Annotated in this window: 20 protein-coding genes; 9 read left to right on the top strand and 11 right to left on the bottom strand. The window is 69.7% G+C overall.

Annotation, left to right across the window (positions count from 1 at the left end; translation table 11 throughout):
- The first annotated feature begins 3 nt into the window (after positions 1-3).
- Genes ACVJ6E_RS02795 through ACVJ6E_RS02760 form a run of 8 tightly spaced genes read left to right on the top strand, consistent with a single transcriptional unit; the run spans position 4 to position 10,065 of the window.
- Positions 4-744: a hypothetical protein gene (locus tag ACVJ6E_RS02795; protein ID WP_120268989.1), complete on the top strand. Its 741-nt coding sequence runs from the start codon at positions 4-6 to the stop codon at positions 742-744.
- Positions 738-3,083, top strand: coding sequence for a nitroreductase family protein (locus ACVJ6E_RS02790; RefSeq protein WP_158592689.1), 2,346 nt, complete (start codon positions 738-740; stop codon positions 3,081-3,083). The genes ACVJ6E_RS02795 and ACVJ6E_RS02790 overlap by 7 nt, the downstream gene beginning before the upstream one ends.
- Positions 3,080-4,012, top strand: a complete 933-nt coding sequence (locus ACVJ6E_RS02785; protein ID WP_147421863.1) for a hypothetical protein — start codon at positions 3,080-3,082, stop codon at positions 4,010-4,012. Before ACVJ6E_RS02790 ends, ACVJ6E_RS02785 begins: the two co-directional genes overlap by 4 nt.
- Positions 4,009-4,923 (top strand): VOC family protein, encoded by a 915-nt coding sequence (locus tag ACVJ6E_RS02780; RefSeq protein ID WP_120268991.1) that lies wholly within the window; start codon positions 4,009-4,011, stop codon positions 4,921-4,923. The genes ACVJ6E_RS02785 and ACVJ6E_RS02780 overlap by 4 nt, the downstream gene beginning before the upstream one ends.
- Entirely contained in the window at positions 4,920-6,290 is a 1,371-nt protein-coding gene (locus ACVJ6E_RS02775) for an HlyD family efflux transporter periplasmic adaptor subunit (protein ID WP_120268992.1), read from the top strand. The genes ACVJ6E_RS02780 and ACVJ6E_RS02775 overlap by 4 nt, the downstream gene beginning before the upstream one ends.
- A 12-nt stretch (positions 6,291-6,302) precedes the next feature.
- Positions 6,303-7,037 (top strand): ABC transporter ATP-binding protein, encoded by a 735-nt coding sequence (locus tag ACVJ6E_RS02770; RefSeq protein WP_120268993.1) that lies wholly within the window; start codon positions 6,303-6,305, stop codon positions 7,035-7,037.
- Entirely contained in the window at positions 7,034-9,220 is a 2,187-nt protein-coding gene (locus tag ACVJ6E_RS02765) for a hypothetical protein (protein WP_120268994.1), read from the top strand. Before ACVJ6E_RS02770 ends, ACVJ6E_RS02765 begins: the two co-directional genes overlap by 4 nt.
- Positions 9,214-10,065 carry a ChaN family lipoprotein gene (locus tag ACVJ6E_RS02760; protein WP_208996697.1) on the top strand — a complete coding sequence of 284 codons (852 nt, stop codon included), beginning with the start codon at positions 9,214-9,216 and terminating at the stop codon, positions 10,063-10,065. The genes ACVJ6E_RS02765 and ACVJ6E_RS02760 overlap by 7 nt, the downstream gene beginning before the upstream one ends.
- Here ACVJ6E_RS02760 and ACVJ6E_RS02755 read toward each other — a convergent pair.
- The 9 genes from ACVJ6E_RS02755 to dctP form a co-directional block, all read right to left on the bottom strand.
- Positions 10,040-10,606 carry a TetR family transcriptional regulator gene (locus tag ACVJ6E_RS02755; protein WP_158592690.1) on the bottom strand — a complete coding sequence of 189 codons (567 nt, stop codon included), beginning with the start codon at positions 10,604-10,606 and terminating at the stop codon, positions 10,040-10,042. The genes ACVJ6E_RS02760 and ACVJ6E_RS02755 overlap by 26 nt on opposite strands.
- Positions 10,607-10,710: 104 nt before the next feature.
- Complete coding sequence (locus tag ACVJ6E_RS02750) at positions 10,711-11,421, bottom strand: class I SAM-dependent methyltransferase (RefSeq protein WP_120268996.1); 711 nt, start codon at positions 11,419-11,421, stop codon at positions 10,711-10,713.
- A complete protein-coding gene (locus ACVJ6E_RS02745; RefSeq protein WP_120268997.1) occupies positions 11,418-12,686 on the bottom strand; it encodes an MFS transporter in 1,269 nt (422 codons plus the stop codon). Before ACVJ6E_RS02745 ends, ACVJ6E_RS02750 begins: the two co-directional genes overlap by 4 nt.
- A gap of 4 nt (positions 12,687-12,690) precedes the next feature.
- Complete coding sequence (locus ACVJ6E_RS02740) at positions 12,691-14,895, bottom strand: TonB-dependent receptor (protein WP_120268998.1); 2,205 nt, start codon at positions 14,893-14,895, stop codon at positions 12,691-12,693.
- A gap of 439 nt (positions 14,896-15,334) precedes the next feature.
- Positions 15,335-16,234: a hydroxymethylglutaryl-CoA lyase gene (locus ACVJ6E_RS02735; protein WP_120268999.1), complete on the bottom strand. Its 900-nt coding sequence runs from the start codon at positions 16,232-16,234 to the stop codon at positions 15,335-15,337.
- 24 nt (positions 16,235-16,258) lie between these two features.
- Positions 16,259-17,536, bottom strand: coding sequence for a hydroxymethylglutaryl-CoA reductase, degradative (locus ACVJ6E_RS02730; RefSeq protein ID WP_120269000.1), 1,278 nt, complete (start codon positions 17,534-17,536; stop codon positions 16,259-16,261).
- A 25-nt stretch (positions 17,537-17,561) separates the two neighbouring features.
- Positions 17,562-18,875 carry a TRAP transporter large permease subunit gene (locus ACVJ6E_RS02725; protein ID WP_120269001.1) on the bottom strand — a complete coding sequence of 438 codons (1,314 nt, stop codon included), beginning with the start codon at positions 18,873-18,875 and terminating at the stop codon, positions 17,562-17,564.
- Entirely contained in the window at positions 18,872-19,384 is a 513-nt protein-coding gene (locus ACVJ6E_RS02720; RefSeq protein WP_120269002.1) for a TRAP transporter small permease subunit, read from the bottom strand. Before ACVJ6E_RS02720 ends, ACVJ6E_RS02725 begins: the two co-directional genes overlap by 4 nt.
- 99 nt (positions 19,385-19,483) lie before the next feature.
- Positions 19,484-20,515, bottom strand: a complete 1,032-nt coding sequence (gene dctP, locus ACVJ6E_RS02715; protein WP_120269003.1) for a TRAP transporter substrate-binding protein DctP — start codon at positions 20,513-20,515, stop codon at positions 19,484-19,486.
- A 138-nt stretch (positions 20,516-20,653) separates the two neighbouring features.
- On the opposite strand from dctP, the gene ACVJ6E_RS02710 reads away from it, so the two are divergent.
- Complete coding sequence (locus tag ACVJ6E_RS02710; RefSeq protein ID WP_120269004.1) at positions 20,654-22,054, top strand: aminotransferase-like domain-containing protein; 1,401 nt, start codon at positions 20,654-20,656, stop codon at positions 22,052-22,054.
- Here ACVJ6E_RS02710 and ACVJ6E_RS02705 read toward each other — a convergent pair.
- Both ACVJ6E_RS02705 and ACVJ6E_RS02700 read right to left on the bottom strand, forming a co-directional pair.
- The gene (locus ACVJ6E_RS02705; protein ID WP_120269005.1) at positions 22,038-22,901 is read right to left on the bottom strand and encodes a shikimate dehydrogenase; all 864 of its coding nucleotides are present in this window, start codon (positions 22,899-22,901) and stop codon (positions 22,038-22,040) included. The genes ACVJ6E_RS02710 and ACVJ6E_RS02705 overlap by 17 nt on opposite strands.
- A 114-nt stretch (positions 22,902-23,015) precedes the next feature.
- Entirely contained in the window at positions 23,016-23,702 is a 687-nt protein-coding gene (locus ACVJ6E_RS02700) for a GntR family transcriptional regulator (protein ID WP_067221755.1), read from the bottom strand.
- Positions 23,703-23,722: the final 20 nt, after the last annotated feature.

Genomic DNA, 23,722 nt, shown 5'->3' with positions numbered 1-23,722 from the left:
GAGATGGCCGATTCCCTGGCGCTGTCCTCGCCCGTTTCCGGGGCCCCGGCTACCGCCGCTCCGGTGCTGCAATGCGTGATCTCCGGCGCCTTCGGCCAGCGTGTGCTGGAGGCCCTGCGCGCCGCCGGCGTGATCATTGCCGGCACCGTTGACCTCGACGGACCCTCGCCGGACCTGGCCGGCCTTGCGGCCGCCGATACGCTGGCGATCCTCGATTTCGACCGGCCGGACGTGATGGGCAGCCTTTGGGACCGCTTGTCGGTCAGCGGTTCGCGTCTCCACCTCATCGGCCTGTTCGAGGATGCGCTGACCGTCGGCCCGCAGTTCCGGGCCGGCCGGCCCGGATGCCCGGAATGCTTTGCCCGCCGGCGCCTCGCCATCTCGAGCTATGACGATGCCGGCCGCCTCGACAAGCTGAGCCGGACCTGTCTGGCCCGCATGCCGTCGGCCCGTCCCGGCTTTCCGCCCTACCTGCCGGCGCTCGCCGCGGGTGCTCTCGCCGCGCGCCTGCGCCGTCCGGCGGAGGAGAATGACGGCCGCTTCCTGCGTTTTCTGACCGACGGCAGCTTTCTGGAGGAGGGGCGTCTTCTGGCGCTGCACGGTTGCCGCTGCCGGACCGCCGGCGCCGATGCTGCGGGCAACGCCGGCGCTCGGCGGACCAGCCGGCACCTTGCGGACATGCTCGGCCTTGCCGCCGCACCTGTTGCGGTGCCCACCGGAACGCGGGAGAGCGGGTCATGCTGACGGTCGAGCGCAGCCACGCCCGCGAGCTTGCCGCACAGCGGGTGACCGATCCCGAACTGCTGCGCCTGTCGGTCGAGGCCCCCTATTTCCCGCCGGATTTCCCGGTCCTGCCCTTCGGGCCCGGGCGGCTGGCGATCCTGTGCGGTGGCCGCCGCGAGGTCCTGCGCAGCACCATTCCGCTGGATCTGGTGAAGCGGGTTCTCGGCCGGTGCGACGGCACGCGCGCTGTCGGCGAGATCGCGGCCGGCCTTGCCCCGGACTTCGGCGGCACCGAGGAGGCGCTGCGCAATGTCGACGAGCTGGTGACGCTGCTGGACCGCCGGGGCCTGTTGCAGGACGGCGCGCCACAGGCGGAGGGCGGTACGGCCTTGCGCGATCCCGAGACCGAGCGGTTCTGGGAGCAGGTCTGCGCGGCCGACAGCGTGCATCGCTCGCGCGCGTCCCTGCGCGCTGCGGTCGACCGGTTCAGCGTCTGCGTCCACGGACCGGCGCATCTGGGCGGGCCGGCGGAAGCGGCGCTCCGGGCCGCCGGTCTGCATCTCGGCGCGGCGGGCACGCAGGATGTCGCCCTGGTGCTCTATGACGAGGCGGGCGATCTTGCGCTCCCGCAAGAGGTTCTGCGCCCCGGCGGCCTCGTCCTGTTCGCCGGGGGCGGCGCGGACTGTTTCCGGCTCGGGCCGCTGGTTCCGGCCGAACGCGCGGCGACCGTCGCCGGCTGGCTGGCCGAGCGCTTCGTCGGCGGCGCGCTGGAGGCGGGCGGGCAGGGGCCGCGCGCGCCCGTGTTCGACGGAGTGCGCGCCAGCTTGTGCGCGGCAAAGCTCTTCCGTCTTGCCGGCGGCATCGAGCGCGGACGCAAGTTCAACTGTATCGAGCTGTTCCGCCGCGAGGGGCCGGACGGCGACCTTGCCCGCAACATCGTGCTGGTCTCGCCCTATCTCGCCGCGGACGATGGCGAGGGCGCCCCCGGCGAGGCGATGCTGGTCGCCGCCGCGCAATCGGGCATCGAGGAGCCGTTCAGCCGGCATCTCAGCCAGCGCACCTACCTGATGCACTACTCCAGCAAGAACCGGAAGCTCGCCGCTGGAACCGCGCCTGCCTTCTTCGGCGCGCCTGCTCTTGCCCTGCCTGAAGATGTCCCCCTGGAAACGAGCGTGGGAACGATGGCGGAGCGGCTGTCGCTTCTGTGCAAGTGGGCGTTCGGCGAAGAGGACGGCCGGCGCATCACCCCCTCGGGCGGCGACCTGCGCTCGGCCTCTCTTCTGGTCAACCTGCCGCGCGACAGCGACCTGCCGGCGGGGCTCTACCGCTATCGCGACACCGATCACGTGCTGGAACGGCTGGCCGGGCCGCTCGACCCGGCCGCGACCGGGGTGCCGGACACCGGGCCGGCCTTCCTGCTCGTCTCGCGGATGCGGCGGGTGGCGCGCAAGTATCAGGACGCGGCCTACAAGATCTGCGGCCTCGACGTGGGGGTCTCCAGCGCGGTGCTGATGGAGATCGCGGCGCGGCTCGGCCTCGGCCTTTGCGTGCGCAGCGACCTCGACATGCGCGCCATCGAAAGCCGCCTGCCGCTGCCCTTCATCGACGACCGCCACATGCTGTCGCTGTGCCTTGCCCCGCCGCAGGACGAGGGCAGGGGCGCAGCGCGCGCGCCGGCGACCCTTGCGCCCCCCGCCCGGCCGGGCGACCGGGAAGCCCTGCACGAGCCGCGCCTGCCTCACTGGATCGCGGCGCTCGGCAGGGCGCCGCTGCGCACGGGAGAGCCCGCGCCGGATCGGCAGGTGGCGCCGGCTCCCGCCGCCCAGTCCTCGCTGGGCTCGCTTGCGCAGATGCAGCAGGTGCTCCTTGCGCGCCGCGCGGTGCGGATGCTGCCACCGGTGCCGCTGCCGCCGGAAACGATCCTCGCTCTGCTGGCCGAGGCGCAGGCCGGCGTTGCCCGCCATGCCCCGGACATCGCCCGCCATGTGCGCATCTATGCCGTGGACCGGGCGCGGAGCCTTGTCGCCGATGCGGCGGACGGCGGACCGCGCTGGCGGCCGGGCGTCGGCGACACGCGGATCTTCTGGCAGGCGGTGCCCGACATGGCGCCGGCCATGCTGGTCGCCGGGCTGGAGATGGAGCCGCTGGCGACAGGCTTCGGTGCGCCGGGCTATCGCTATGCGCTGCAGGCCGTCGGCGCGGGCCTGCACCTTGCCTGGCTCGGCGCCTGCGCGCGCGGCCTGCAGGGCACCCTGCTCGGCGGCGTCTTCAACGAGGGGCTGAATGCCTGCTCTGCCGACGAGCGCTGGCGGATCGCCCCGATTGCCGGACTTGTCTTCGGGGAGGGCGCCGTCTCGTGAGCCCGGACACCGCCAGCCTTGCAGGCCCCTCGGCCCCCTTGCTGCTGCAGGCGGAAGGGCGGCTCTTCATCATCCCGCGCCGGTCGGGTCCCTATGTCAGGGTCAGCGGCCCGCTCTCGCGCGCCGTGGTGGCGCTGCTCGGCGGGCGCGAGCGCGGCGCGGTGCTGGACGAACTGGCCGCCTCCGGTGAAGCCCGCGCACCCGCGATCCTGTCCGCCGCCGAAGGCCTGATCGCCCGTCACGCGCTGGCGCTGCCGGCGGACCGGCATGTGCCCAGCCGCCGGGGGCTTGCCTTGTCGGCGGCGATGGGCGCGCTGGCCCTGGCCTCGCTCATGCTCTGCGCCGGCTTTCTCGTCGCACTGTTTGCGGGAACGGCGAGGGAGGGCGGCTTTCCCCTCTCGTTGGCAACGCTCGGCTGGTTGCTCGCGCTCGCCCCCGGTCTCGTCGTCCTGCACGAGCTGGCGCATCTGCTGACGGCGCGGCTGTTTGCGGTCAGGCCCTCCGCCGCCGGGTTCCATCGCGGGCGCTTCGGCCTGCCGATGCCCTGGCTCGACCTGCGCGAGGGGTGGAAGCTGGCGCCGCGCGATCATGCGCTGATCCATCTGGCCGGGCCGGCCTGCGACCTGCTGCTCACCGGGGCGGCGGTGCTGGCGCTCTGGCGCGCCGGGGCGCCGGTCGCCTGGCTCCAGGCCTGTGCGCTGGCGGGGACCGGCTTCCTTTTCGCCAATCTCAATCCCTTTACCCGGAGCGATCTGGTCGGCGCCTGCCGCGCCGCCCTTGCCGATCCCGACTACGGCCCCTGCCGCCTGGTGCGCGGGCGTCCCGTCGGCCCGCCGGGGCTCCGGCGGCTTACCGGCCTCTATCTCGCGGTGCTGGCGGTCCTGCCCGCGCTTCTGTGTCTTGCAACCCTTGGAAAGATCCTGCGATGAAAGCTCTCGTCTCCGTCCTGCTGGGCGTCCTGCTCGCCGTCGCACCGCCGGCGCTCGCGCAGCACGCGGTCGCGCCTCCCGGTCTCAGCGGGCCGTCCGCCGGTCCCATCGCCGGCGCCAGCGAAAACGTCGAGACCGTCGGCTTCGTCCGTATCGCCGTGGAGGACGTGCCGGCGACGGCACAGTGGCTGACGGACGAGATGGGCTTCACCCTCTGGCAAATCGGCGAGCGGGCCAGCGGCGAGCAGAGCGTCATGGTGATGCTGCCGTCGGGCCAGAGCGTCGAGTTCTTCAGCCGCCGCCCGTTCTACGAGCGGCTGGAGATGAAGGGCGCGCGCACCGTCTCCCTGTCGCTCTATGTGCGCGATATCGCCGCCGCGATGATGGCGCTGGCCGCGACCGGTGTTCCGACCACGGACATCGTTCCCCTGCATGCGGGCGGCGAGACGACCTATCCGAAGATGTTCGACCTGCTCTTCGTCCGCTCGTTCCAGTTCCCGCTGTGGAACTTCAGCTTCGCGCAGCGCGATGCCGAGGGCATCGAGAAGGTGCGCGCCGATTATCCCCAATACGACGACCGCAAGTGGCAGGAGCACGGAAACGGTGCCGACGGACTGGCCGAGGTCTGGTTCGGCGTTCGCGATCTGGAGGCGAGCGAGCGCTCGCTGGCCGAGCTCGCCCTGATCGCGCGCACGCAGGAGCAGGGGCCGGGCGAGCGCGTCTATGCGCTGGACGGCATGGTCCTGCGCCTCGTCTCGCCCGATCATCCCGAGCGCGGCGAGGAGATCGCCCGGCGCATCGAGGCCGGCGGCGAGGGCGCGTTCCATATCGTCTTCCGCTCGGATGCCGGTACGGCCGCATCCGGCGCGCGCGCGATCCCGGGAAGCGAGCTGCTGCTGGAGGTTCGATGACCTTGCACGAGGCGCCGCGCCCGCATCCCTTCGTGCGTCCCGCCCCGGGTACCGGCGGCGGGCCGTCCGCTGCCGCCGCCACGGCGGCGCAGGAGCGGCTGGAGGCGATGGACCGGCCGGTCCGGCGGCCGGTGTGGAAGGCGGTGCTCCTGTGGGGCGCGCTTGCGGCGGCCTGCAGCGCGCTGATCGGGCTGGCCGCCGCCCGTCTCGACTGGTCCGATGATCGCGTGGTCGAGGTGGCGCGCGGCGATGTGGTGCTCGACCGGGTGCGCCTTGGTGCCTTCCAGCCGGTTCTGCATGCCACCGGCCAGGTCAAGCCGCGCACCTCGGTTGCGCTCCAGAACAGCATTTCGGGCCGGGTCGATGCCGTCCACGTTAAGCCGGGCGACCGGGTGAGCTCGGGCAAGCTCCTGTTCGAGCTGTCCAATCCCGAGACGGAGATGAGCTTCTTCAATCTCGAGGTCCAGGTCGCCGAACAGCTCAACGCCCTGACCCAGCGCGAGCAGAGCCTGGAGCGCGGGCGCCAGGAGGACGAGCTGGAAGTGCTGCGGCTGACCAACGAGATCGGCGAGATCAAGATCCAGCTCGAGCGCCGCCGTCAGCTGCTGAGCCGGGGCCACGACAAGCCCTTCGAGGTGGAGGCGCTGGTGCGCCAGGAAGACCATCTCGACACCGTTCTGGAAATGCGCGTGACCATGCTGAAGTCGCGCATCCAGTGGCAGACCGACCAACTGCAGCAGGCCCGCACCCTGTCCGGCAACCTCATGCGCAATCTGGAGACCGCGCGCGAGTCCCTCGACGCGCTGAACATCCGGGCCACCATGGACGGCACCCTGTCGGACTTCAGCGTCAAGCGTGGCGAGGTCGTGGAGCGCGGCAGCAACCTGGTGACGCTGTTCGAGCTCGGCACGCCGATCATCGAGGCGGAGGTCGACGAGATCTATCTCGACCGCATCTCGGTCGGCGACGAGGCCAGCTGGCGCGATGTGCAGGGCGCATGGCGGGCGCTTCGGGTGCGGCGGATCCTGCCGGAGGTGATCGACGGCAAGATCACGCTGGAGATGGACTTCGTCGACGCGCCGCCCGACGGGCTCGTCCACGGCCAGCGGCTCGATATCCAGATCCGCACCCGCGCGCTCGCCGAGGACGTGCTGATCGTCGCCAATGGCGGCTTCCTCGCCCAGACCGGCGGCAACTGGATCTTCGTTCTGGACGAGACCACGGGCCGGGCGGCCAAGGTCCCTGTCGAGATCCTCGCCACCACCCGCGAGGAGGTTGCGCTGAAGACCGGCCCGGCGGCGGGCAGCGCCGTCGTCGTCTCCTCCTATCTCGGCCTGTCCGAGGCCGACTATCTCAGGATCGAGTGAGCAGGACGCGTCATGCAGATCGAGCTTCACGGCGTCACCAGGCGCTTCCGCAGCCGCGATGTCGAAACCACGGCGCTGAACGGGCTGTCGCTGGAGATCCCGTCCGGCCGCCTCACCACGGTCATCGGTCCGTCGGGCTGCGGCAAGACGACGATGCTGGCTATCATGGGCCTTCTGGAGGTGCCGGACGAGGGGGAGGTGCGCTTCGACGGCGAGCCGGTCTCCCGTCTCGGCCGCCGGCGTCGTCTGGAGCTGCGCCGCGAGCGCGTCTCCTTCATCTTCCAGTCGCTGAACCTTATCGAGGAGATCTCGGTGACCGAGAATGTCGCCCTGCCGGCGCGCTACATGTCGCTGCCGGCGCGCGAGTGCCGCCAGCGGGCCGAGCAGGCGCTGGAGGAGCTGGGTCTGGGGTTCCGCGCCGGCCATTTTCCCTTCCAGCTTTCGGGCGGCCAGCGCCAGCGGGTCGCCATCGCCCGGGCGCTGGCGATGCGCTCGGACCTGATCCTCGCCGACGAGCCGACCGGCAATCTCGACCGGGAAAGCAGCGCCAGCGTGCTGGAGGCGCTGCTCGCCTGCCGGGCGCGCGGCACCACCATCGTTCTGGTCACCCATGATCCGGACATTGCCGAGCTGGGCGACTTCGTCGTCGAGATGCAGGGCGGCCACGTGGTGCGGGGCCGGGCCGGGGAGCTGGGCAACCGCCAGCCGGCGTCCTCCGGCCGCTGGGTCGAGGCGATCGCCACATGAGCGCGCTTGCCGGCGAAATGGCGCAGGAGCTCCCCCCGGCCGATGCGCTCCACGGCGACAGCGCGGGCCCGCGTGCGGCCTCTGCCGACATGCTGGTGCTGCGGCTCGCGCCCTTGCCGGCGGAGGCGTTGGAGGGGCTGGTGTCGCCCGCCTTTCGTGCGGCGCTTGCCGCCGCCGGCGCGGGAGACGGCCGCGCGGGGCAGGAGGTGGCCGGCGCCTTGCCCGCCGAGCTCGAGCGCATTCTGGCGGCGCTTCGGGCCATGACGCTCGATGCCCACGCCCGGTGGGTGCTGGACGAGGTGCGGGATCGGCTCGACCGGCTGGCAGGCACCCTCGGCAAGCCGTCGGAAAAGCCCGGCCGGCGGTTCCGCGCTGCGATGCGGGCCCTGCGCTATCTCTCGCGCGTCTCGCACAAGACCAGCCCCTTCCAGCGCTACATGGCTGTCGGCATCTGCGAGGGCGATGGCGCCGCCAGCGCCGGCGGCCCGGTCCGCTTCCAGCTGGAAAGCCGCGAGCGCCTGGCGCAGGAGTGGATTGCGGTGCTGCGGCACGGCCATGCCGATGCGCTCGGCCAGGGCGGCCTGTTCGAGCTCGCCGGAGAGCTCTCCGCCGATGCGGACCGGCTCGACGCGGAGCTGCACACCCTGATGCTGACGCGCGGCACCTTGTGGCGCACGGGGCGCCGCAAGAGCTTCACCCTGCGCGCGCCGGTCGGCCGGATCTTCCGTGCGCTTTCCGGCCGGACCTTCGCGCTGGAGGAGCTGACGGCGGCCTGCGGCGAGGCGGGGCTTTCGCCGGCGGAAACGGCCGGGCTCGTCCGCGGCCTGGTCGACAGGGGCCTGGTGCGCCGTGCCCCGGCCGGCGCCGAGGCCGCCGAAGCCGCGCTGGCGGGCGCGCCCGATCCGGCGCTTGTCGGGCGCCTTGCCGCCGACCCGCTGCTGCAGGATGCGCCGCGGCTCTACCGCGATTGCTGGATGCGGCTGGACGACCGGCCGGATTATGACGTTGCCGCGATCCGCGACCGGGTCTGCGATGTCTTGCGCGACCTGTCGATGCCCTCGCCGGAGCACCGGTTGCTGCGCGACCTCTTCCAGAGCCTTGCGCCCGGCGAGGGCGCTTCCCTTCCGCTGCCGCGCCTAGCCGCCGAGATCGAGAGCGCCGCACCGCAGCTGCTGGCCCGCCTCTCCGACCTGTCGCTGGCGCAGCGTCTTGCCGCCGAAGGCCTTGGCCCGGGCTGCGGCCACCATCCGTTCTGCGCCCATGTCCAGCCGTTCCGCGAGAACGGCGCGCTGCGGCTGGTGCTGAACGGCACTTTCGACGAGCCGGTCTGGCTCCTGTCCCGCTATACCCAGGGCGAGGATGGCAAGGCGCTGGCGATGCGCCGCCGCCTGCGCGCATGGCTGGCACGGCAGACCGAGCTGACCAGTGAGCGCTTCGTCGGGCTGTCGCGCGGCGGCGAGGTGAGCAGCCTGCAGCGCCACGGCGGTCTTGCCGAGCGCTATCTCGCCGGCTTCGCCCCTCCGGGAGATCCGACGCCGGTCCTGCCGCTTGCCGATTGTCATGTCTCCCTTGCTCCCGGTGGCCGGCGGCTGCAGGTGACGGACGGCGAGGGACTGCCGGTGCGGTTCGTCAATTTCGGCAGCGTCCTGCCGTCGCCAGCCTGGGGCCTGCACTACTGGATGATCCACCTGACCGCGCCTGTCGCCGTCATGCGGCCCGGCCTCGACAAGGGCTTCGTCGGCGACGAGACCGCGCCCCGCCGCCACCGGCCGCGCGAGTATCGCGGCGACTGCGTGCTCTTTCGCGAGACCTGGTACGAAACCTCGCAGGACCTTCTGGACGCGGTATGGAAGGGTGAGGGCGAGGCGCATCTGCCGACGGCCATGGCGATGACCGCGCTGGCGCGATATTTCCACGAGCGCGGCATGCCGGCGCAGGTCTTCGTCGCCCGCAAGCCTGGCATGGACTGGCATGCCAGCAACTCCATGGCCAACCGCCACCGCAAGCCGCAATGGATCGACATCGCCAATCCCGTCTGCGTCGCCCTGCTGCGCCGGATCCTGCGCGAGAGCCGGACCGTGGTGTTCCAGGAGGTGCTTCCCGGCCCGCAGGACCGGCTCGCCCGCGCCGGCGGGGGATCGCATGCGGTGGAGCTGCATCTGGAGGCGAGCCTGACATGGTAGGCGCGGTGCGGGGCCTCATCGCCGCTCTGCTTCTGGCGCTCGCCCAATCCGCGCTCGCCCAGCCAGCACCCGTCCGGTCCGCGCCCGCCGACATCGTGATCCTCGGCGAGGTGCACGACAACCTGGAAACCCACCTGGCCCAGGCACGCCGGATCGAGGAGCTGCGCCCCGCTGCCGTCGTCTTCGAGATGCTGTCGCCGGATGCCGCCGACCGCGCCATGCGGGCCGACCGGACGGACCCGGCCGCACTCGCGGCGGCAACGCGCTGGCACGAGACGCGCTGGCCGCCCTTCGATCTCTACGCGCCGGTGTTTCTCGCGGCCCGGGAGGCGGCGCTTTTCGGCATGGCGGTGACGCCCGGCGAGGCGCGCAAGGCGGTGTTTCTCGGCGCGAGCGCGGTCTTCGGGGCGCAGGGCGCGCGTTTCGGGCTGGACCGGCCTTTGCCGCGGGAGGAGCAGGCCGCGCGCGAGGCGCTGAAGCTGCAGACCCATTGCGGGGCCCTGCCGCCGGTGCTGAGGCGCGGCTTCGTCGAGGCGCAGCGCCTGCGCGATGCCGCGCTGGCGCAGGCCGCGCTGTCCGCGTTGGCGGCGCACGGGGGACCCGTTGTGGTGATCACAGGCCATGGCCATGCCCGCAAGGACTGGGGCGTACCCCGGCTGATCGCGCGTGCCGCCCCGCACGTCACCGTCCACTCGGTCGGCTATGTCGAGACGGAGGACGGGGCCCCCTTCGACGAGACGGTTCTGGTGCCGGCCACCCCGCGCGCCGATCCTTGCGCGCGCTCCGTCCGCCCTCGGGCCGATGCCGCTCCCGGAAAGCTCAGTCGCCGGCCGCCGCCGCCGTGACCGGCACCAGGCCGAACCGCGCTTCCATCAGGGCGATGTCGACGCCGTCATCCGCGTTGCCGTCCGCCGCCTGCTCCCCGACCAGCCGCCGCATGCCGAGACCGCGCAGGGCCGAAAGAAATATCGTCACGTCCGGATCGCCCGCCGGCCGGCCGTAATAGGCGGCGACCCTGGCGTCGAACCGGGCCATGTGCTCGTCGACCAGGACTTTCAGCTCCGGTTCCAGCTGCGCTTCCAGGATCAGGCTGAGGAAGAACCGCATCCGGCCGGGATTGGAGGTCAGCACCGCCAGCCCCTTGCGGATCGCCTCGGGGGCGGGGGGCGCGGGCGGCGTCCCGCCGGCCTCCGCGTGGTGCGGCAGGTGGCCCTGCAGCAGGCCCTTGATGAGGTCGATCTTCTTGGGAAAGTAGTAGGTCAGGTGCGACTGGCGCACGCCGGCCGCCTTTGCCACCTGCGGCTGGGTGAACTTCTTCACCCCATAGGTCTGCATCAGGTCCAGCGCGGCCCTCAGGATCTTTTCACGTACTGGATCGTCCGCCATGGACCCCTCCATGAAAGCATCTGCGCACCCGCGTCGGCGCGAAAGCGGGATGACCGACACGTAAGCCATCGGCCCGGCGAACGGAACCCGCTGCGCCGCCCGCCTTACTCCGCCTCGGGGCTTCGGTAGCTCGCCAGCGCGTGATAGTCGAGCGCCCGGAAGAATGGCTGCGGCTCGTCGAAGCCGGCCGTGCGAAGCAGCTCGGCAAGGCGCTCGGCCTCCGCCGCATCCCAGCTGCCGCGGATCCGCTTTTCCATCGTCGCGGCTTCGCTGTCCGTCTGCCCGGCGAGCAGGGCCCAGGCGCGATAGGCCGGGTCGAACGTGCCGCCCTCGGGCAGGTAGTCGAGATGGAACAGGCCGGCGCCGGGCGCCAGCCGCGCCGCGATGGCACGGAAGAAGGCGAGCTTGTCGGCATCGCCCTTGATGAAGTGGCTGACCAGATGGGCGATACAGGCGTCCGCACGAAGGCCCGCATCCGCGTCCTCCACCGTTCCCTCGACGATCTCCACCCGGTCGCCGAGGCCTGCCTCCGCAACGCGCGCCTTGAGGATCGCCAGCATGTCGGGCGAGGGCTCGACGGCGATGAAGCGCCAGCCTGGCCGGTGGCCGGCCTGGATCAGGATCTCTGTCCCGGTGCCGGCCCCCGCGACGAGGATCGTCGCCTCGTCCGGCAGCCCGGCGGCAAGGCGCGCCAGCGTCAACTCGTGGGCGAGGCGGTATCCGGGCACCAGGCGGTCGATGCGCGTTTCGTAGGTTTCGGCGAAGGCGGCGGAAAACAGCGTCGAGGTCTTGGCCGCGGTTTTGGAAGAGGTCATGGGCGGGGCTCCACGGGCGTTGCGAATGTGTCGGCGGTGTCGGGATGCGGCGCGCCTAGACGCGCCAGTGCGGCCGCGACGAGCAGCAGGGCGATGCAAAGGGCCGGAACGGCGGCAAAGGAGTGCGCGTTGAGGACGGCGCCGAGCAGCGGCCCGCACGCCATGCCGAGGCCCTGAAACGTCGCGTTGATCCCGGCTGCCTTGCCTTGCGCACGCGCCGGGGCGCTGAGGCTGATCGCGCCGAGATTGCCGGGAAACAGCAGCCCCAGCCCGGCGCCAAACACCATCATCGCTGCCAGCAGGGAGACCGGCCCGGTGGCGGCCCAAAAGCCTGCCATCGCCAGTGCCGCCAGCACCGCGCCGCGCAGCAGAAAGGCCCTCGGGCTCCAGGCAAGGTGCCGGATGACGATCCCCTGCACCGTGATCATGCAGATCGCAGCCGCGGCCAGGATGAAGCCGGCGCGGGAGACGGAGGCCTCCCCGCCGAGCCCGTAATAGTCCTGCAGCCGCAGGGCCATGACCTGCTGCAACGTGCCGTAGATCGCGACCGCCAGCAGCGTGATCACGAAATGCGGCCACAGCCGCGCCAGGCTCGCCGAACGGGTGTCCGCGCCCGCGCCTGTGGGCTCTCGTCCGCCCGCTGTCGGGCGCTCACGCGTTTCGGGCAGGCACAGCCAGACGGCGAGCCCGGCGGCGAAGGCGAGCGCGGCGAGCACGGCGAAGGAGACGGTCGGCGCGCTGCCGCCGATGCGCCAGGCGACCATGCCGCCCAGGATCGCGCCCAGCCCGAAGGACGAGCCGAGAAAGCCCATGCCCTGGACCCGCTGCTGACGGCCGGTCGTGTCGGCCATATGCGCCTGCGCCGCCGGCAGAACGCTGCCGGAAAAGGCGGCCTGCAGCACCCTGACGGCGAAGACGGCGGCAAGGGCGAGGCCAGCGGAGATCGCCAGCGACAGGCGCATCTCGACCAGCAGCGCCGTCAGTCCCAGGCAGGCGGCCGGCACCAGCATGCCGGCGAGCAACACCGGCTTGCGGCCGGCCCGCTCCGTCAGGAAGCCCCAGACCGGCGCCGCGACGATGCCGGCAAGGGCCGACAGGCTCATGATCATGCCGGTCTCGATGTCGGTGAAGCCCATCTGCCTGCCGAGCGGCGGCATCAGGACCACGAACAGGCTGAGGCCTGCAGCCTTCAGAACGAGGGCGGTGAAGAGCGCGATCCGCGCCGAACGGGCCGGCGCGGGCAAGGAGGGGAGGGGGCGTGTCATGACGTCAGAACCTCACCCTTGCGCCCAGGCCAAGCGTCCGGCCGGTTCCCGGAATGCCGGCGAAGACGCCGCCCCCGCCGACCGCGTTGCCGGTGCGATAGGCCGACGTCGTGTAGCTCTCGTCGAAGATATTCTCGGCAAAGCCGTAGATGTCGAAACTGTCGCTTTCCCAGCCCGCGCGCAGGTTGACGAGGTTGTACGCATCCAGCCTCCGGCTGTTGGCCGGATCGATCTGGCGCGATCCCACATGCTGGTATTCGGCGCGCCCATAGGCAGAGCCCGCCAGCTGGGCGATCTGCAGCGGATGGCGGTACTCGGCAAACAGCGAGGCGGTGAACTCCGGCGCGTAAGGCACCTCGTTGCCTTCGAGCAACGCGCCGCCGGAGGTGATCTCGGCATGCAGCAGGCCGGCCGCGGCGCCGAAGTGCCAGTTGTCCGTCGGGCGGGCCGTCACGGTCAGCTCCCAGCCATAGCTGCGCGTGTCGGCGTTCTGCACGTCGAAGCGTCCGGCCACCGGGTTGAAGGTGAAGAGCTGCTCGTCGCTCGTGTCGTTCAGGAACACCGCCGTCGACATCTCCAGCCAGTCGGCGAAGGGGCGGCCCTTCAGCCCGGCCTCGTAGGACCATGTGCCGGAGCTCTTGAACTCCGTCAGCGGAATGCCGGCGGAGGCGAACTGGTTGAAGAACAGGTAGCCGCCGGGCTTCTCGCCGCGGGCGATGGTGCCGTAGACGGTGAGCTCCGGCGCTAGGTCGAAGCTGACGCCGGCGCGCCCGGTGACGAAGCCGAAGGTGCTCTCCTGGCTTTCGGCGAAGGCGGCGACACCCGGCACGCCGCCGGGCCGGCCGGCATAGGTGCCGTCGAACTGCTGGCGCTCGTAGGTGTAGCGAGCGCCGCCGATGATCCGCAGCCGCTCCGTGACGGGAACGGTCACCTCGCCGAAGGCGGCAAGGTTGGTCTTCTTCAGCCGGCCGGTATAGGCGCCATTGGCCATGGCAAGGCTGGTGATGTCGGTGGTGCTCTCCAGATCGGAGTACAGCCCGCTGACGCCGGCAACCCACTGTCCGCCCTGGCCGAACTCGCCGTTGAGCCGCAGCTCCTGACTGATCTGCGAGCTGGTCTCGTCGATCCGCCGCACATTCACCCCCGCCGCGCCGAAGGCGGAGGGCGGCAGGCCGGTCTGTGCGCCGCCGATGAAACCGTCCAGCAGGTCGGCGTCCAGATCGAGCTCGTAATGGCTGATGCCGGTCAGCGAGGTGAGCGTCGCGAAACCGAGATCGTGGGTGATCTCCAGCGATCCGCCGGTGGTCTTGGTCGTCGTCTCGGGAACCGGGGCGAAGGCGTTGCGCGGGAAATGCGGGTCGTCCAGCCACACGCCGGTCGTCGGCCGCTCGCGGGTCCGCGAATGGCGCAGCGACAGCACCGCGTCGGTGCTGTCCGACAGCTCGGCGGCGACCTTGGCCGAGATCGCGCCCGAATACTGCTCGCGCACCGACATGTCGTCCCGCACGACATTGCCCAGCCCGTCGAAGACGATGTTGCGGATGTCGCCGTCGAACCCGTAGAGCGTGCCCGAAAGGCGCGCCGAGACACGATCCGTGATCGCCCCGCCGACGCTCGCGTCGAGCTTGCGCTCGCCGTGCGAGCCGACCTCGACCCCGATCTCGCCGCCGAAGTCCGGCGTGGCGTCCTGTGTCGAGACAACCACCGCGCCCGCTTGCGAGTTCAGCCCGAACAGCGTGCCCTGCGGCCCCTTCAGCACCTCGATGGAGCGGACGTCCATGAAGCGCTGGTCGAACACCCGCGCCGGCAGCGGGACGCCGTCGACATAGTAGTTTACGGATGGCGAGATCAGCGCCGACGACGAGCCGATGCCCCGGATGTTGAGCGTGTTGGCGTAGGTCAGGCCGGTGTCGGCGAAGTTGAAGTTCGGCAGCCGCCCGACGAGATCGGCCGTGTTCTTGATGCGCGCGCTCGCGATGTCCTCGGCCGGCAGCGCCTCGACGGAGAACGGCACCTCGCGGATCGGCTCCTCGAACTTGCGCGCCTTGACGACGACGGTGTCCAGCCGGGTCGCGCTGCTGAAGTCGACGGCGGAGAGGTCGATGCCGTCATCGTCGCTGTCCTGAGCCTTCGACGCCGTGGGAGCCGAGACGGCCAGGGCCGCGAAGAGGAGCGTGCAGGTGAGGTCCTTGGCGTGTCGGTTCCGCATGGCGATCCTGTCTTGTGGCGGTCGATTTTGGTTTGTCTACCAACCAACAAACATGAGAGTCAAACTCATATTTATGCGGATCGCGAAGCACCGGGAACCACGCTGCAGGGCGTGCCTTTGGGGAGGCGGGGATATCGGGAAAAGCCGCTCGGGGATAAGCCGGCATGGCGCGCGGGGATATCTCCAAATCGGGGCCGGACGCGAGTCGGAGCCGAGATGACGCCGCCGACATGTGTCGCCAGACGGGGATTGAGCGGGGACAAGTGCCCCGCGCGCCGTCCGTTCCGCCGACCTCCTCGCCAACGCCACGCCGCCGTCTCCACCGCCTCGGCGATTGCCGATTTCGAGACGAGATTCCCAATTTCACGCGATTTCGAGACGGAATTTTGCAAAATCCGTCTCAATTTTCGAGAGGCCGTTACACCGGTTTTTGGGTGCCTCAGACGCTACTGCCGCGCAGCGCCTTGTAGACGCGGCTGGTCGGGCGGATGCCCATCTCGCGCTCGATGAAGGCGACCGCGTCGAGCAGCGGTTCCATCGCAATGTCGCACTCGTAGCCGTCGCCCTGCAGCAGGTAGAGCACGTCCTCGGTCGCAACGTTGCCGGCCGCTCCCGGCGCGAAGGGGCAGCCGCCGAGCCCGCCGGCGGCTGCATCGACGGTCCGGATGCCGAGGCGCAGGGCCTCGGCGACATTGGCGATGCCCATTCCGTAGGTGTCGTGAAAATGCGCGGCAAGCTCGGCAAGCGGCACGTGCCTGGCGACCGCCTCCACCACCGCGGCGATGCGCGCCGGCGTCGCCTTGCCCAGCGTTTCGCCGAGCGAGATCTCGCCGCAGCCCATCTCCTTCAGCGCCCGCGACACATCGGCCACCGGGGCAGGGGCGATCCGCCCCGCATAGGGGCAGTCGGTGATCGTCGAGACGTAGCCGCGCACGAAAAGCCCGGAATCTCGCGCTTTTTCGATGAGCGGGCGGAACCGGTCGAGCGACTCGGCGACGGTGCAGCCGATGTTCTTTTCCGCAAACGCGTCGCTTGCGGCGGTGAACACGGCGACCGAGCGGGCGCCGTGCTCGATGGCCTGGCCGAGGCCGCGTTCGTTGGCGACGAGTACCATGTCGCCGTCCCGCTGGCGCGAGCCGGTCGCGGCCATCACCTCGGCGGTGTCGGCCATCCGCGGCACGGCCTTGGGAGAGACGAACGAGCCGACCTCGATGCGCCCTGCGCCGGCCCGACGTAGATGCTCGACGAGGCCGATGCGCGCTGCCGTCGCGATGGGCTCCTTGCGGGCCTGCAGCCCGTCGCGCGGGCCGACTTCGACGATCTGAATGCGCTCGCTCATTCCGCTCTCCCTGCTCCGGCCGGCTTACTTGCCGGCGCGAAGCCGCGCGAGGATCTCCTCGGCGACGTCCTGGCGAACCTTGCCGAGCGCCTTGAGTTCGCTCGCCACCTGGTCGATCTCGTCCCCGACCGCGCCCACGAGCAGGGCGACGTTCTGGGCGTGCAGCGCCATGTGGCCCTTCTGGATGCCGGTGGTCGCCAGCGCCCGCATCGCCGCGAAATTCTGCGCCAGGCCGATGGAGACGATGATCCGCGCCAGCTGGTCGGCGGTCTCGACGCCCAGCAGCTTGAGGCAGGCCTGAGCGGTCGGATGGATCTTGGTCGCGCCGCCGATCAGGCCGACGGCCATCGGCATTTCCAGGATGCCGACGAGGTTGCCGTCCGCGTCCTCCTCCCAGCGCGACATCGAGCCGTAATGGCCGTTGCGCGCGACGAAGGAATGGGCGCCGGCCTCGATGGCGCGGGTGTCGTTGCCGGTGGCCAGCACCACGGCGCTGACGCCGTTCATGATGCCCTTGTTGTGGGTCGCGGCACGGTAGGGGTCCGCATCGGCGAAATGGTAGGCCGAGATCATGTCGTCGCGGACCTCTTCACCGCCGATCTCCTCCAGCGGCCACACGGCGCGGGCGCGCACCACGCGGCGGTCGGCCAGATTGGTCAGGATCCGCAGCAGGCTGCGGGCGCCGGTCCACTCCACCAGCCGCGGCGCCAGCGCCTCGGCCATGCTGTTGACCGCGTTGGCGCCCATCGCGTCGCGCGTGTCGACGATGATGTGGACGATGGTCATCGGCCCTTCGGCCGTCTCGATCACCCGCACCTCGATGTCGCGGAAACCGCCGCCGAACTTGACCAGGAGCGGGTCGGTCTCGTTGCAGATGGTCCGGATCTCGTCGAGCCGCTCATAGACCTTGAGGCGTACCTGCTCGGGATCGCTGGCGCCCAGCAGCTGGATCTGCGCGGCCATCACCGGGCCGGATGAGGAGGTGAAGAAACCGCCCGTCGGCCGGCAGCGCTTGGCCGCGTTGCAGACGGCCGCGATGACGGAGGACTCCTCGGTCGCCATCGGCACCAGGACCTCGCGGCCGTCGACGATCATGTTGGTGGCGACGCCGATGGGAATGGCGATGCTGGAGATCGCGTTCTCCACCAGCCGGTCGGCGAGCTCGATCCGCCCTTCCGCCGCCTGGGCGAGGCTGGCGATGGCCTCGTTGCCGAGGCCCGCCTTGGCGGCCACCGCCTGCAGGCGGTCGGCCGGCGTCATCTTGTGAAGACCTTCGATACGGGAGGATCGAGCGTCGCTCATGGTCAGTCCTGTCCTGGGTGAGTTCTTACTGGATCATGGAACGCGGCAGCCACAGCACCAGCTCGGGGAACATGGCGCAGATCAGGATGCCGAGGGCCTGGAGGAGCATGAAAGGGATGATGGCGCGGTAGACCGTACCCATGCCGATGCCGGCGGGCAGGACCCCCTTCATGTAGAAAAGCGTGTAGCCGAAGGGCGGCGAGATGTAGGCCATCTGCGCCGAGACGAGAAACAGGATGCCGAACCACAGCCGGTCGAATCCAAGGAAGTCGATCACCGGCAGGAACACCGGCACGCACAGCAGGATGATGCCGATCTCGTCCAGGAACATGCCCAGGAAGAACAGGATCGCCAGCATCACCACCAGCACGACCCAGCGGTTGGCGTCGAGGTCCTGGATGAAACCGAGCAGGAAGTCGGCACCGCCCGTGCCGGTAAAGATCGCCACGAAGGCGCGCGCGCCGATGGTGATCCACAGGATCATGGTCGTGACCTTGACCACGTCGAGGGCAACGCCGGTGACCAGCTCGCCGTTGAGCCGGCGCTCGATCAGCGCCGAGACGAAGGCGAGCGCGACACCGACGGCGGCGGCTTCGGTCGGGGTGGCGATGCCCATGTAGATCGTGCCGAGCACGCCGACGATGATCAGCATCGGCAGGATCAGCGACTTCAGCGCGCCGAGCCGCATGGCCCAGGTGATGCCCTCGCTGTCCGTCGGGCGCGGGGCGATCGACGGGTTCAGCGCCGAGCGCAGCACGATGTAGCCGATATAGAGCGAGGCCAGCAGCAGGCCCGGCACCACGCCGGCAATGAACATCTGGCCGATGGAGGCCTGCGCCGTAACGGCGTAGACGATGGTGATCACCGACGGCGGGATCAGGATGCCGAGCGTGCCGCCGGCGCAGATCGTGCCGATGGCCAGCTCCGGCTGGTAGCCGCGCTTCAGCATAGACGGCAGGGCCAGCATGCCCATGGCCGCGACGGCCGCGCCGACGATGCCGGTCATCGCGGCGATGATGGTGCAGATCGCCACCGTGCCGACGGCAAGGCCGCCCGGCAGGCGCCGCGACCAGATCTCCATCGCCTTGTAGAGGCTTTCGATCACGCCGGAGCGCTGCAGCACGCTGGCCATCATTACGTAGAGCGGGATCGCCAGCAGCGATTCCGAGCGCATCGTGTCGTAGAGGTTCAGCACCGTCACGGTGAGGGCCGACGGGCCCCACAGGACGACGGTGAAGAACAGCGCCAGCGAGCCGAGAACGAAGGCGAGCGGCAGGCCGGTGAGCAGCAGGCCGACGAGGCCGCTGAACATCACCATGAGAACGAGTTCGGAGCTCACGGGCGTGCCTCCTTGGCCGGGGCCGCGGGCGGCGTGCGCAGTGCCATGGCGGCTTCGACGAGCGCCTGGGCGAACAGCATCAGGAAGGCGAAGGGCACGATGAACTTGATCCACCAGATCGGCGGGTTCCAGGCCGAGAAGCTGGTCTCGCCGAGCTGGAAGGCGTTGACCGCAAGCGGCCAGCTGACCCAGCCGAGGACGGCGGCGAAGACGGCGATCACCAGGAAGCCAAAGATTTCAAGAGCCTGCCGGGTGCGCGCGGAGGCGCGCTCGGAGACGATGTCGACGGCGACATGACCGCGCAGGTGCAACAGGTACGGCCCGGCCAGCATGAAATGCGGCCCGAACAGCAGCGTGCTCGCCTCCATCGCCCAGACGGTCGGGGCGTTGAAGGCGTAGCGGGCCACCACCTCGTAAAGCAGCATCGGCACCACGGCGAAGATCGCGAGTGCGGCAATGCCGAAGAGGATCCGGTTGAGGCCGGTGACGAAGTTGAAGACTGGGGTCATGAAGAAAAGCCTGCTGTCGGTGACCGTCTGCTGTGGGTCAGGCAGGACGCAGCAAAACGGCGGGCGACGCAAGCGCGCCGCCCGCCCGGTAGGAAAGGCTCAGAGAAGCCCCAGGGACTGCATGAAGGCGGTCTGGCTCTCGACGATCTTGGTCGCCAGCGCGTCGCCCTTGGTCGCGGTCTTCCACGAGGTGACGGCCTTGCTGCGCGCTTCGGCGATGTCGGCCGGGTCGAGACGGATGATCTCGACGCCCTTCTCGCGATACTTGTCGAGGACGATCGTGTCCTGGACGATGATGCGCTGGCGCAGCGAACCGGAGATCTCGCGGGCCGCGACCGCAAGGGCGGCCTTGAACGAGGCCGGGAGGGCCTCGTAGGCGGCCGTGTTGGCCACGTAGCTGGTGGCGGTCGTCGGCTGGTGCACGCCCGGCAGGATGATGAACTTTGCCACCTCGGCAAGGCCCGCCTCGAAGTTGGCGGTCAGGTCGCCGCGGTCGGCGAAGTCGATCAGGCCCTTCTCGAGGCCGGAATAGACGTCGGCGGTCGCCATCGGGGTCACGGCAACGCCGAGGTCGCCCATCACCGCGGAGGCGAGGCCCACGAAGCGGCCCTTCTTGCCGGCCATGTCGGCAATGCTCTCGATCTTGACGGTCGAGTGCATCGGCTCTTCGCCGTAGACGGTCGGGGCGATGTAGAACAGGCCGGCCTTGCCGTAGGCCTCGCGGGCCATGTCGAGGCCGCCGAGCTCGTAGAACCACGCCTCGTACTGGTCGGGATTCGGGAAGCCGAAGGGAATGGTCGAGGTGAAGGCGAAGGACGGGATCTTGCCGGCCTCGTAGCCGTCGAAGGTCTTCATCATCTGGAACGCGCCGCTACGCACCGCGTCGAAGGCCTGCGCCGCCGGGACCATCTGGCCGGCCGAGAACAGCTTGATGTCGAACTTGCCGTCGGTCAGCTCCGCAACGCGGGCGACAAAGGCCTTCTCGAATTCGAAAGGCGTGGTGCCACCGTCCCACAGAGCCTGCATGCGCCACGTGACGGCTTCCTGCGCGCGGGCGACCGCGGGCATGGCAAGCGCGCCACCGCCAATGGCGGAAGCGGCGAGAAAACGGCGTCTGGAAACATCCTTCATGTGCATCCTCCCGGATAGCTGGTTTTTTATCTCCGCGAACTGTCATAAGAATGACTGGGACAATCAAGGGACAGTTGCTGTCAATTTTGCGATGACTGTCCCAATTTTAGTACTGGGACAGTGGTCGGGAAACGGCAGATGGCGCGGCTTTCACGAGCAGACACGATCGTCCAGCATGTCAGCGGGTTGCTGTCCGCCGGCGCCTACAAGGCAGGCGAGCGGCTGCCGTCCGTGCGCCAGGCTGCGCGCGAACACGGCGTTTCGAAGAACACCATGGCCGAGGCTTACGACCGGCTGGTGGCGCGGGGCCTGCTCGAATCGCGGGCCGGGTCCGGATACTACGTCGCCCAGTTCCAACCGCCGCGCCAGGTGCCGCCCGCCGCCCATGTCGCCGCCGCCTTCGATGTGGTCTCCCTGCTGCGCGAACAGCTCGACCAGCATTACGAGGTGCGCCCCGGCGACGGCCGCCCGCCGCCGCTTTGGATGGAGGGCTCGGAGCTCAAGCGCTATTTCTCGGTGTTCAAGGCTGCCGGCCCTGCCTCCGTCGATTTCGGCTATGGCAGCTCCTGGGGCTATGCGCCCTTGCGCGAGCGCCTGCGCGTCCTGCTCATGGAGCGGGCCATCGCGGTGCAGCCGGACGGATTGCTGCTCACCCACGGGGTCAATCACGGTGTCGACCTGATCATCCGGCACCTGATCGAGCCTGGCGACACGGTCTTCGTCGACGATCCCGGCTATTACCCGCTGTTCGGCAAGCTGACGCTGGCCAAGGCGAAAATGGTCGGCATCCGCCGCCTGCATGACGGGCCGGACCTCGAAGACCTTGCCGCGAAGCTCGCCATCCACCGTCCGAAGATCTTCTTCACCCAGTCGCTGGCCCACAATCCGACCGGCGGCTCGCTGTCGCCGGCGGTGGCCTTCGGGCTGATGCGGCTTGCCGAACGCTGGGGCTTCCTGCTGGTGGAGAACGATGTGCTCGGCGACATCCTGCCGGCGACGCTGCCGCGCCTTGCCGCGCTCGACCAGCTCAACCGCGTGCTCTATGTCGGCACCTTCTCCAAGACCCTGTCGGCGAGCCTGCGCTGCGGCTTCGTCGCCGGGCACCCGTCGATCATCTCCTCGCTCGGCAATCTCAAGATGCTGACGACGGTCGCAACGTCCGACTATGTCGAGCGCTTCGTCTTCAAGCTGATCCAGGACGGCCACTATCTGCGGCACCTGCGCCGGCTGAGGGCGCGCGTGGAGGAGGCGCACAAGGCCTCGCTCGACCAGATGGAGGCGCTGGGGCTGACGGTGCGCGCCAGCGTGACGCCGGGCTTCTATCTCTGGACGGAGTTTCCCGAAGGCATCGACGAGCTGGAGCTCTGCCGCAAGGCGGCCGAGCGCAGCATCTTTCTGGCGCCCGGAAGCGTGTTCACGCCCGATCGTTCGGCGCCGGACCGGGCAGGGCGCGGACGGGCGGCGATCCGCATCAATGTCGCTTACGGCACCAATCCGCGCTTCATCGAGTTCCTGCGGGACATTATGGCCGGGCGCTGACGGTCTCCGGTGCAGCGTCCTGCGCGGCCAGCGCATCACGCAGGGCCCTCGGGTCGACTTCGGCGCCGGTGAAATGGCGGAACGCGTCGATTCCCTGGTGGAAGAACAGCTCGTAGCCGCTGATGATCGTCGCGCCGGCCGCTTGCGCACCCGCCAGGAAGGCGGTGTCGATGGGCGTGTAGACCGCGTCGAACGCCCAGGACGCGCCGCGCATCAGGCCGGTGTCGATGGGGCTTCCCGGATTGCCGACCATGCCGACGGGGGTGCAGTTGAGGAAGCCGTCGGCTCCCTCCGCCGCCTCTTCCGCCGTCTCCACATGGCGCGCGCCGGGCAGGATGCCGCCCTCGCGCAAGGCGCGGGCAAGAGCCGCCGCGCGTGCGCTGTCCCGGTCGAAGATCCGAAGGTCCCCGGCACCCAGCGTTGAAAGCGCGAACGCGATGGCCTTGCCGACCCCGCCGGCGCCGATCATCGCCACGCGGCCGGGCGAGGCGGCTCCGAAGCCGGCGCGAAAGGCCGAGATGAAGCCGGAATGGTCCGTGTTGTGTCCCTCCGGTCGGCCAGGACCGAACAGCACGGTGTTGCAGGCGCCGATGGCGCGGATGCGCGCGTCGGGCACGACAAGCTGCACGACCACCTGCTCCTTGTAGGGGTAGGTGATGTTGATGCCCCGATAGCCCTCCTCGACGCAGCGCCGGAACACGGCGTCGAAGGACAGCCCGAGATCGCGGGGAACCAGCCGTTCGTAGGTCACATCGAGCCCGCAAAGCCGGCCGGCCTCCACATGCAGGCGGGGTGAGTGAGAGCGGGCGATGTTGTCGCCGATGAGGCCGAGCCTGATGACGGCCATGGTGGTTCCCTCTGGCGCTGTCTGTGACGAATGGCCGGAGGTTAGTCGCTGGTGAGCGAGCTATCAACGAGTGTTTTTGTTTTTATCCGATATTTTAAGTTTCGTTGGTTGTGTTTATCGGATCGTCCCGGTCGCCAGGGCGTGTTCGACGCCGCCTTCCACATGGCGGATGAGCACTGCCCGGGCCTGCTCGGCATCGCGGGAAATGGCGCATTCGCGCAGGATCCGGTGCTCCTCGGCGGCGATCTCGCCGCGGAAGGACAGGGCGATCATCTGGTAGCGCAGGTACTTGTCGAAGACGCCGGCATGGGTCTCCATCAGCACGGCCGAGCCGCAGGCGGAGATCAGCGCCTGATGGAACTCCCAGTCGTAGCGCTTCCAGACCTCGGTCTGGCTGCGGTCTCCGCCCTGCATCCGCTGCTCCAGCGTCGCCAGCTTGTGATGGGCCGCGACCACCCGGCCTTCCCATTCCATGTCGCCGCCGGCGAAGGACAGCACCAGCGCATGGCTCTCCAGAAGCAGGCGCAATTCCGCGATTTGCTTGAGGTTTTCGACGGAGACCGGGGCGACTTCGAACCCCCGCTGACCCTCTGCGATGACGAGGCTTTCCGACGACAGGCGGTTCAGGATCTCGCGCAGGGTGCTGATGCTGGCGCCATAGGCATCGCGCAGCCGGTCGAGCTTGAGCTTCTGGCCCGGAGCCAGCCGGCCGAAGATGATGTCGGTGCGGATCCGGCGATAGGCGTTCTCGCCGATCGTCTGGGTCTGGTCGCCGTCTGTGGCGGAAGCGTCGTGTTTCATAGGATCGTGATAATGTCGGA

It is taken from the genome of Stappia sp. G46H5W (genome assembly GCF_058448995.1).
This window is presented reverse-complemented; position numbering and strand designations above follow the sequence as displayed.

Excerpts from the sequence above, each read along its gene's own strand:
- ACVJ6E_RS02780 (WP_120268991.1), top strand. The coding sequence starts at position 4,009 with ATGAAAGCTCTCGTCTCCGTCCTGCTGGGCGTCCTGCTCGCCGTCGCA.
- ACVJ6E_RS02710 (WP_120269004.1), top strand. The coding sequence starts at position 20,654 with ATGGCGCGGCTTTCACGAGCAGACACGATCGTCCAGCATGTCAGCGGG.
- ACVJ6E_RS02740 (WP_120268998.1), bottom strand. The coding sequence starts at position 14,895 with ATGCGGAACCGACACGCCAAGGACCTCACCTGCACGCTCCTCTTCGCG.
- ACVJ6E_RS02730 (WP_120269000.1), bottom strand. The coding sequence starts at position 17,536 with ATGAGCGACGCTCGATCCTCCCGTATCGAAGGTCTTCACAAGATGACG.
- ACVJ6E_RS02795 (WP_120268989.1), top strand. The coding sequence starts at position 4 with ATGGCCGATTCCCTGGCGCTGTCCTCGCCCGTTTCCGGGGCCCCGGCT.
- dctP (WP_120269003.1), bottom strand. The coding sequence starts at position 20,515 with ATGAAGGATGTTTCCAGACGCCGTTTTCTCGCCGCTTCCGCCATTGGC.
- ACVJ6E_RS02775 (WP_120268992.1), top strand. The coding sequence starts at position 4,920 with ATGACCTTGCACGAGGCGCCGCGCCCGCATCCCTTCGTGCGTCCCGCC.
- ACVJ6E_RS02755 (WP_158592690.1), bottom strand. The coding sequence starts at position 10,606 with ATGGCGGACGATCCAGTACGTGAAAAGATCCTGAGGGCCGCGCTGGAC.
- ACVJ6E_RS02760 (WP_208996697.1), top strand. The coding sequence starts at position 9,214 with ATGGTAGGCGCGGTGCGGGGCCTCATCGCCGCTCTGCTTCTGGCGCTC.
- ACVJ6E_RS02745 (WP_120268997.1), bottom strand. The coding sequence starts at position 12,686 with ATGACACGCCCCCTCCCCTCCTTGCCCGCGCCGGCCCGTTCGGCGCGG.
- ACVJ6E_RS02735 (WP_120268999.1), bottom strand. The coding sequence starts at position 16,234 with ATGAGCGAGCGCATTCAGATCGTCGAAGTCGGCCCGCGCGACGGGCTG.
- ACVJ6E_RS02770 (WP_120268993.1), top strand. The coding sequence starts at position 6,303 with ATGCAGATCGAGCTTCACGGCGTCACCAGGCGCTTCCGCAGCCGCGAT.
- ACVJ6E_RS02750 (WP_120268996.1), bottom strand. The coding sequence starts at position 11,421 with ATGACCTCTTCCAAAACCGCGGCCAAGACCTCGACGCTGTTTTCCGCC.
- ACVJ6E_RS02720 (WP_120269002.1), bottom strand. The coding sequence starts at position 19,384 with ATGACCCCAGTCTTCAACTTCGTCACCGGCCTCAACCGGATCCTCTTC.
- ACVJ6E_RS02700 (WP_067221755.1), bottom strand. The coding sequence starts at position 23,702 with ATGAAACACGACGCTTCCGCCACAGACGGCGACCAGACCCAGACGATC.
- ACVJ6E_RS02765 (WP_120268994.1), top strand. The coding sequence starts at position 7,034 with ATGAGCGCGCTTGCCGGCGAAATGGCGCAGGAGCTCCCCCCGGCCGAT.
- ACVJ6E_RS02705 (WP_120269005.1), bottom strand. The coding sequence starts at position 22,901 with ATGGCCGTCATCAGGCTCGGCCTCATCGGCGACAACATCGCCCGCTCT.
- ACVJ6E_RS02790 (WP_158592689.1), top strand. The coding sequence starts at position 738 with ATGCTGACGGTCGAGCGCAGCCACGCCCGCGAGCTTGCCGCACAGCGG.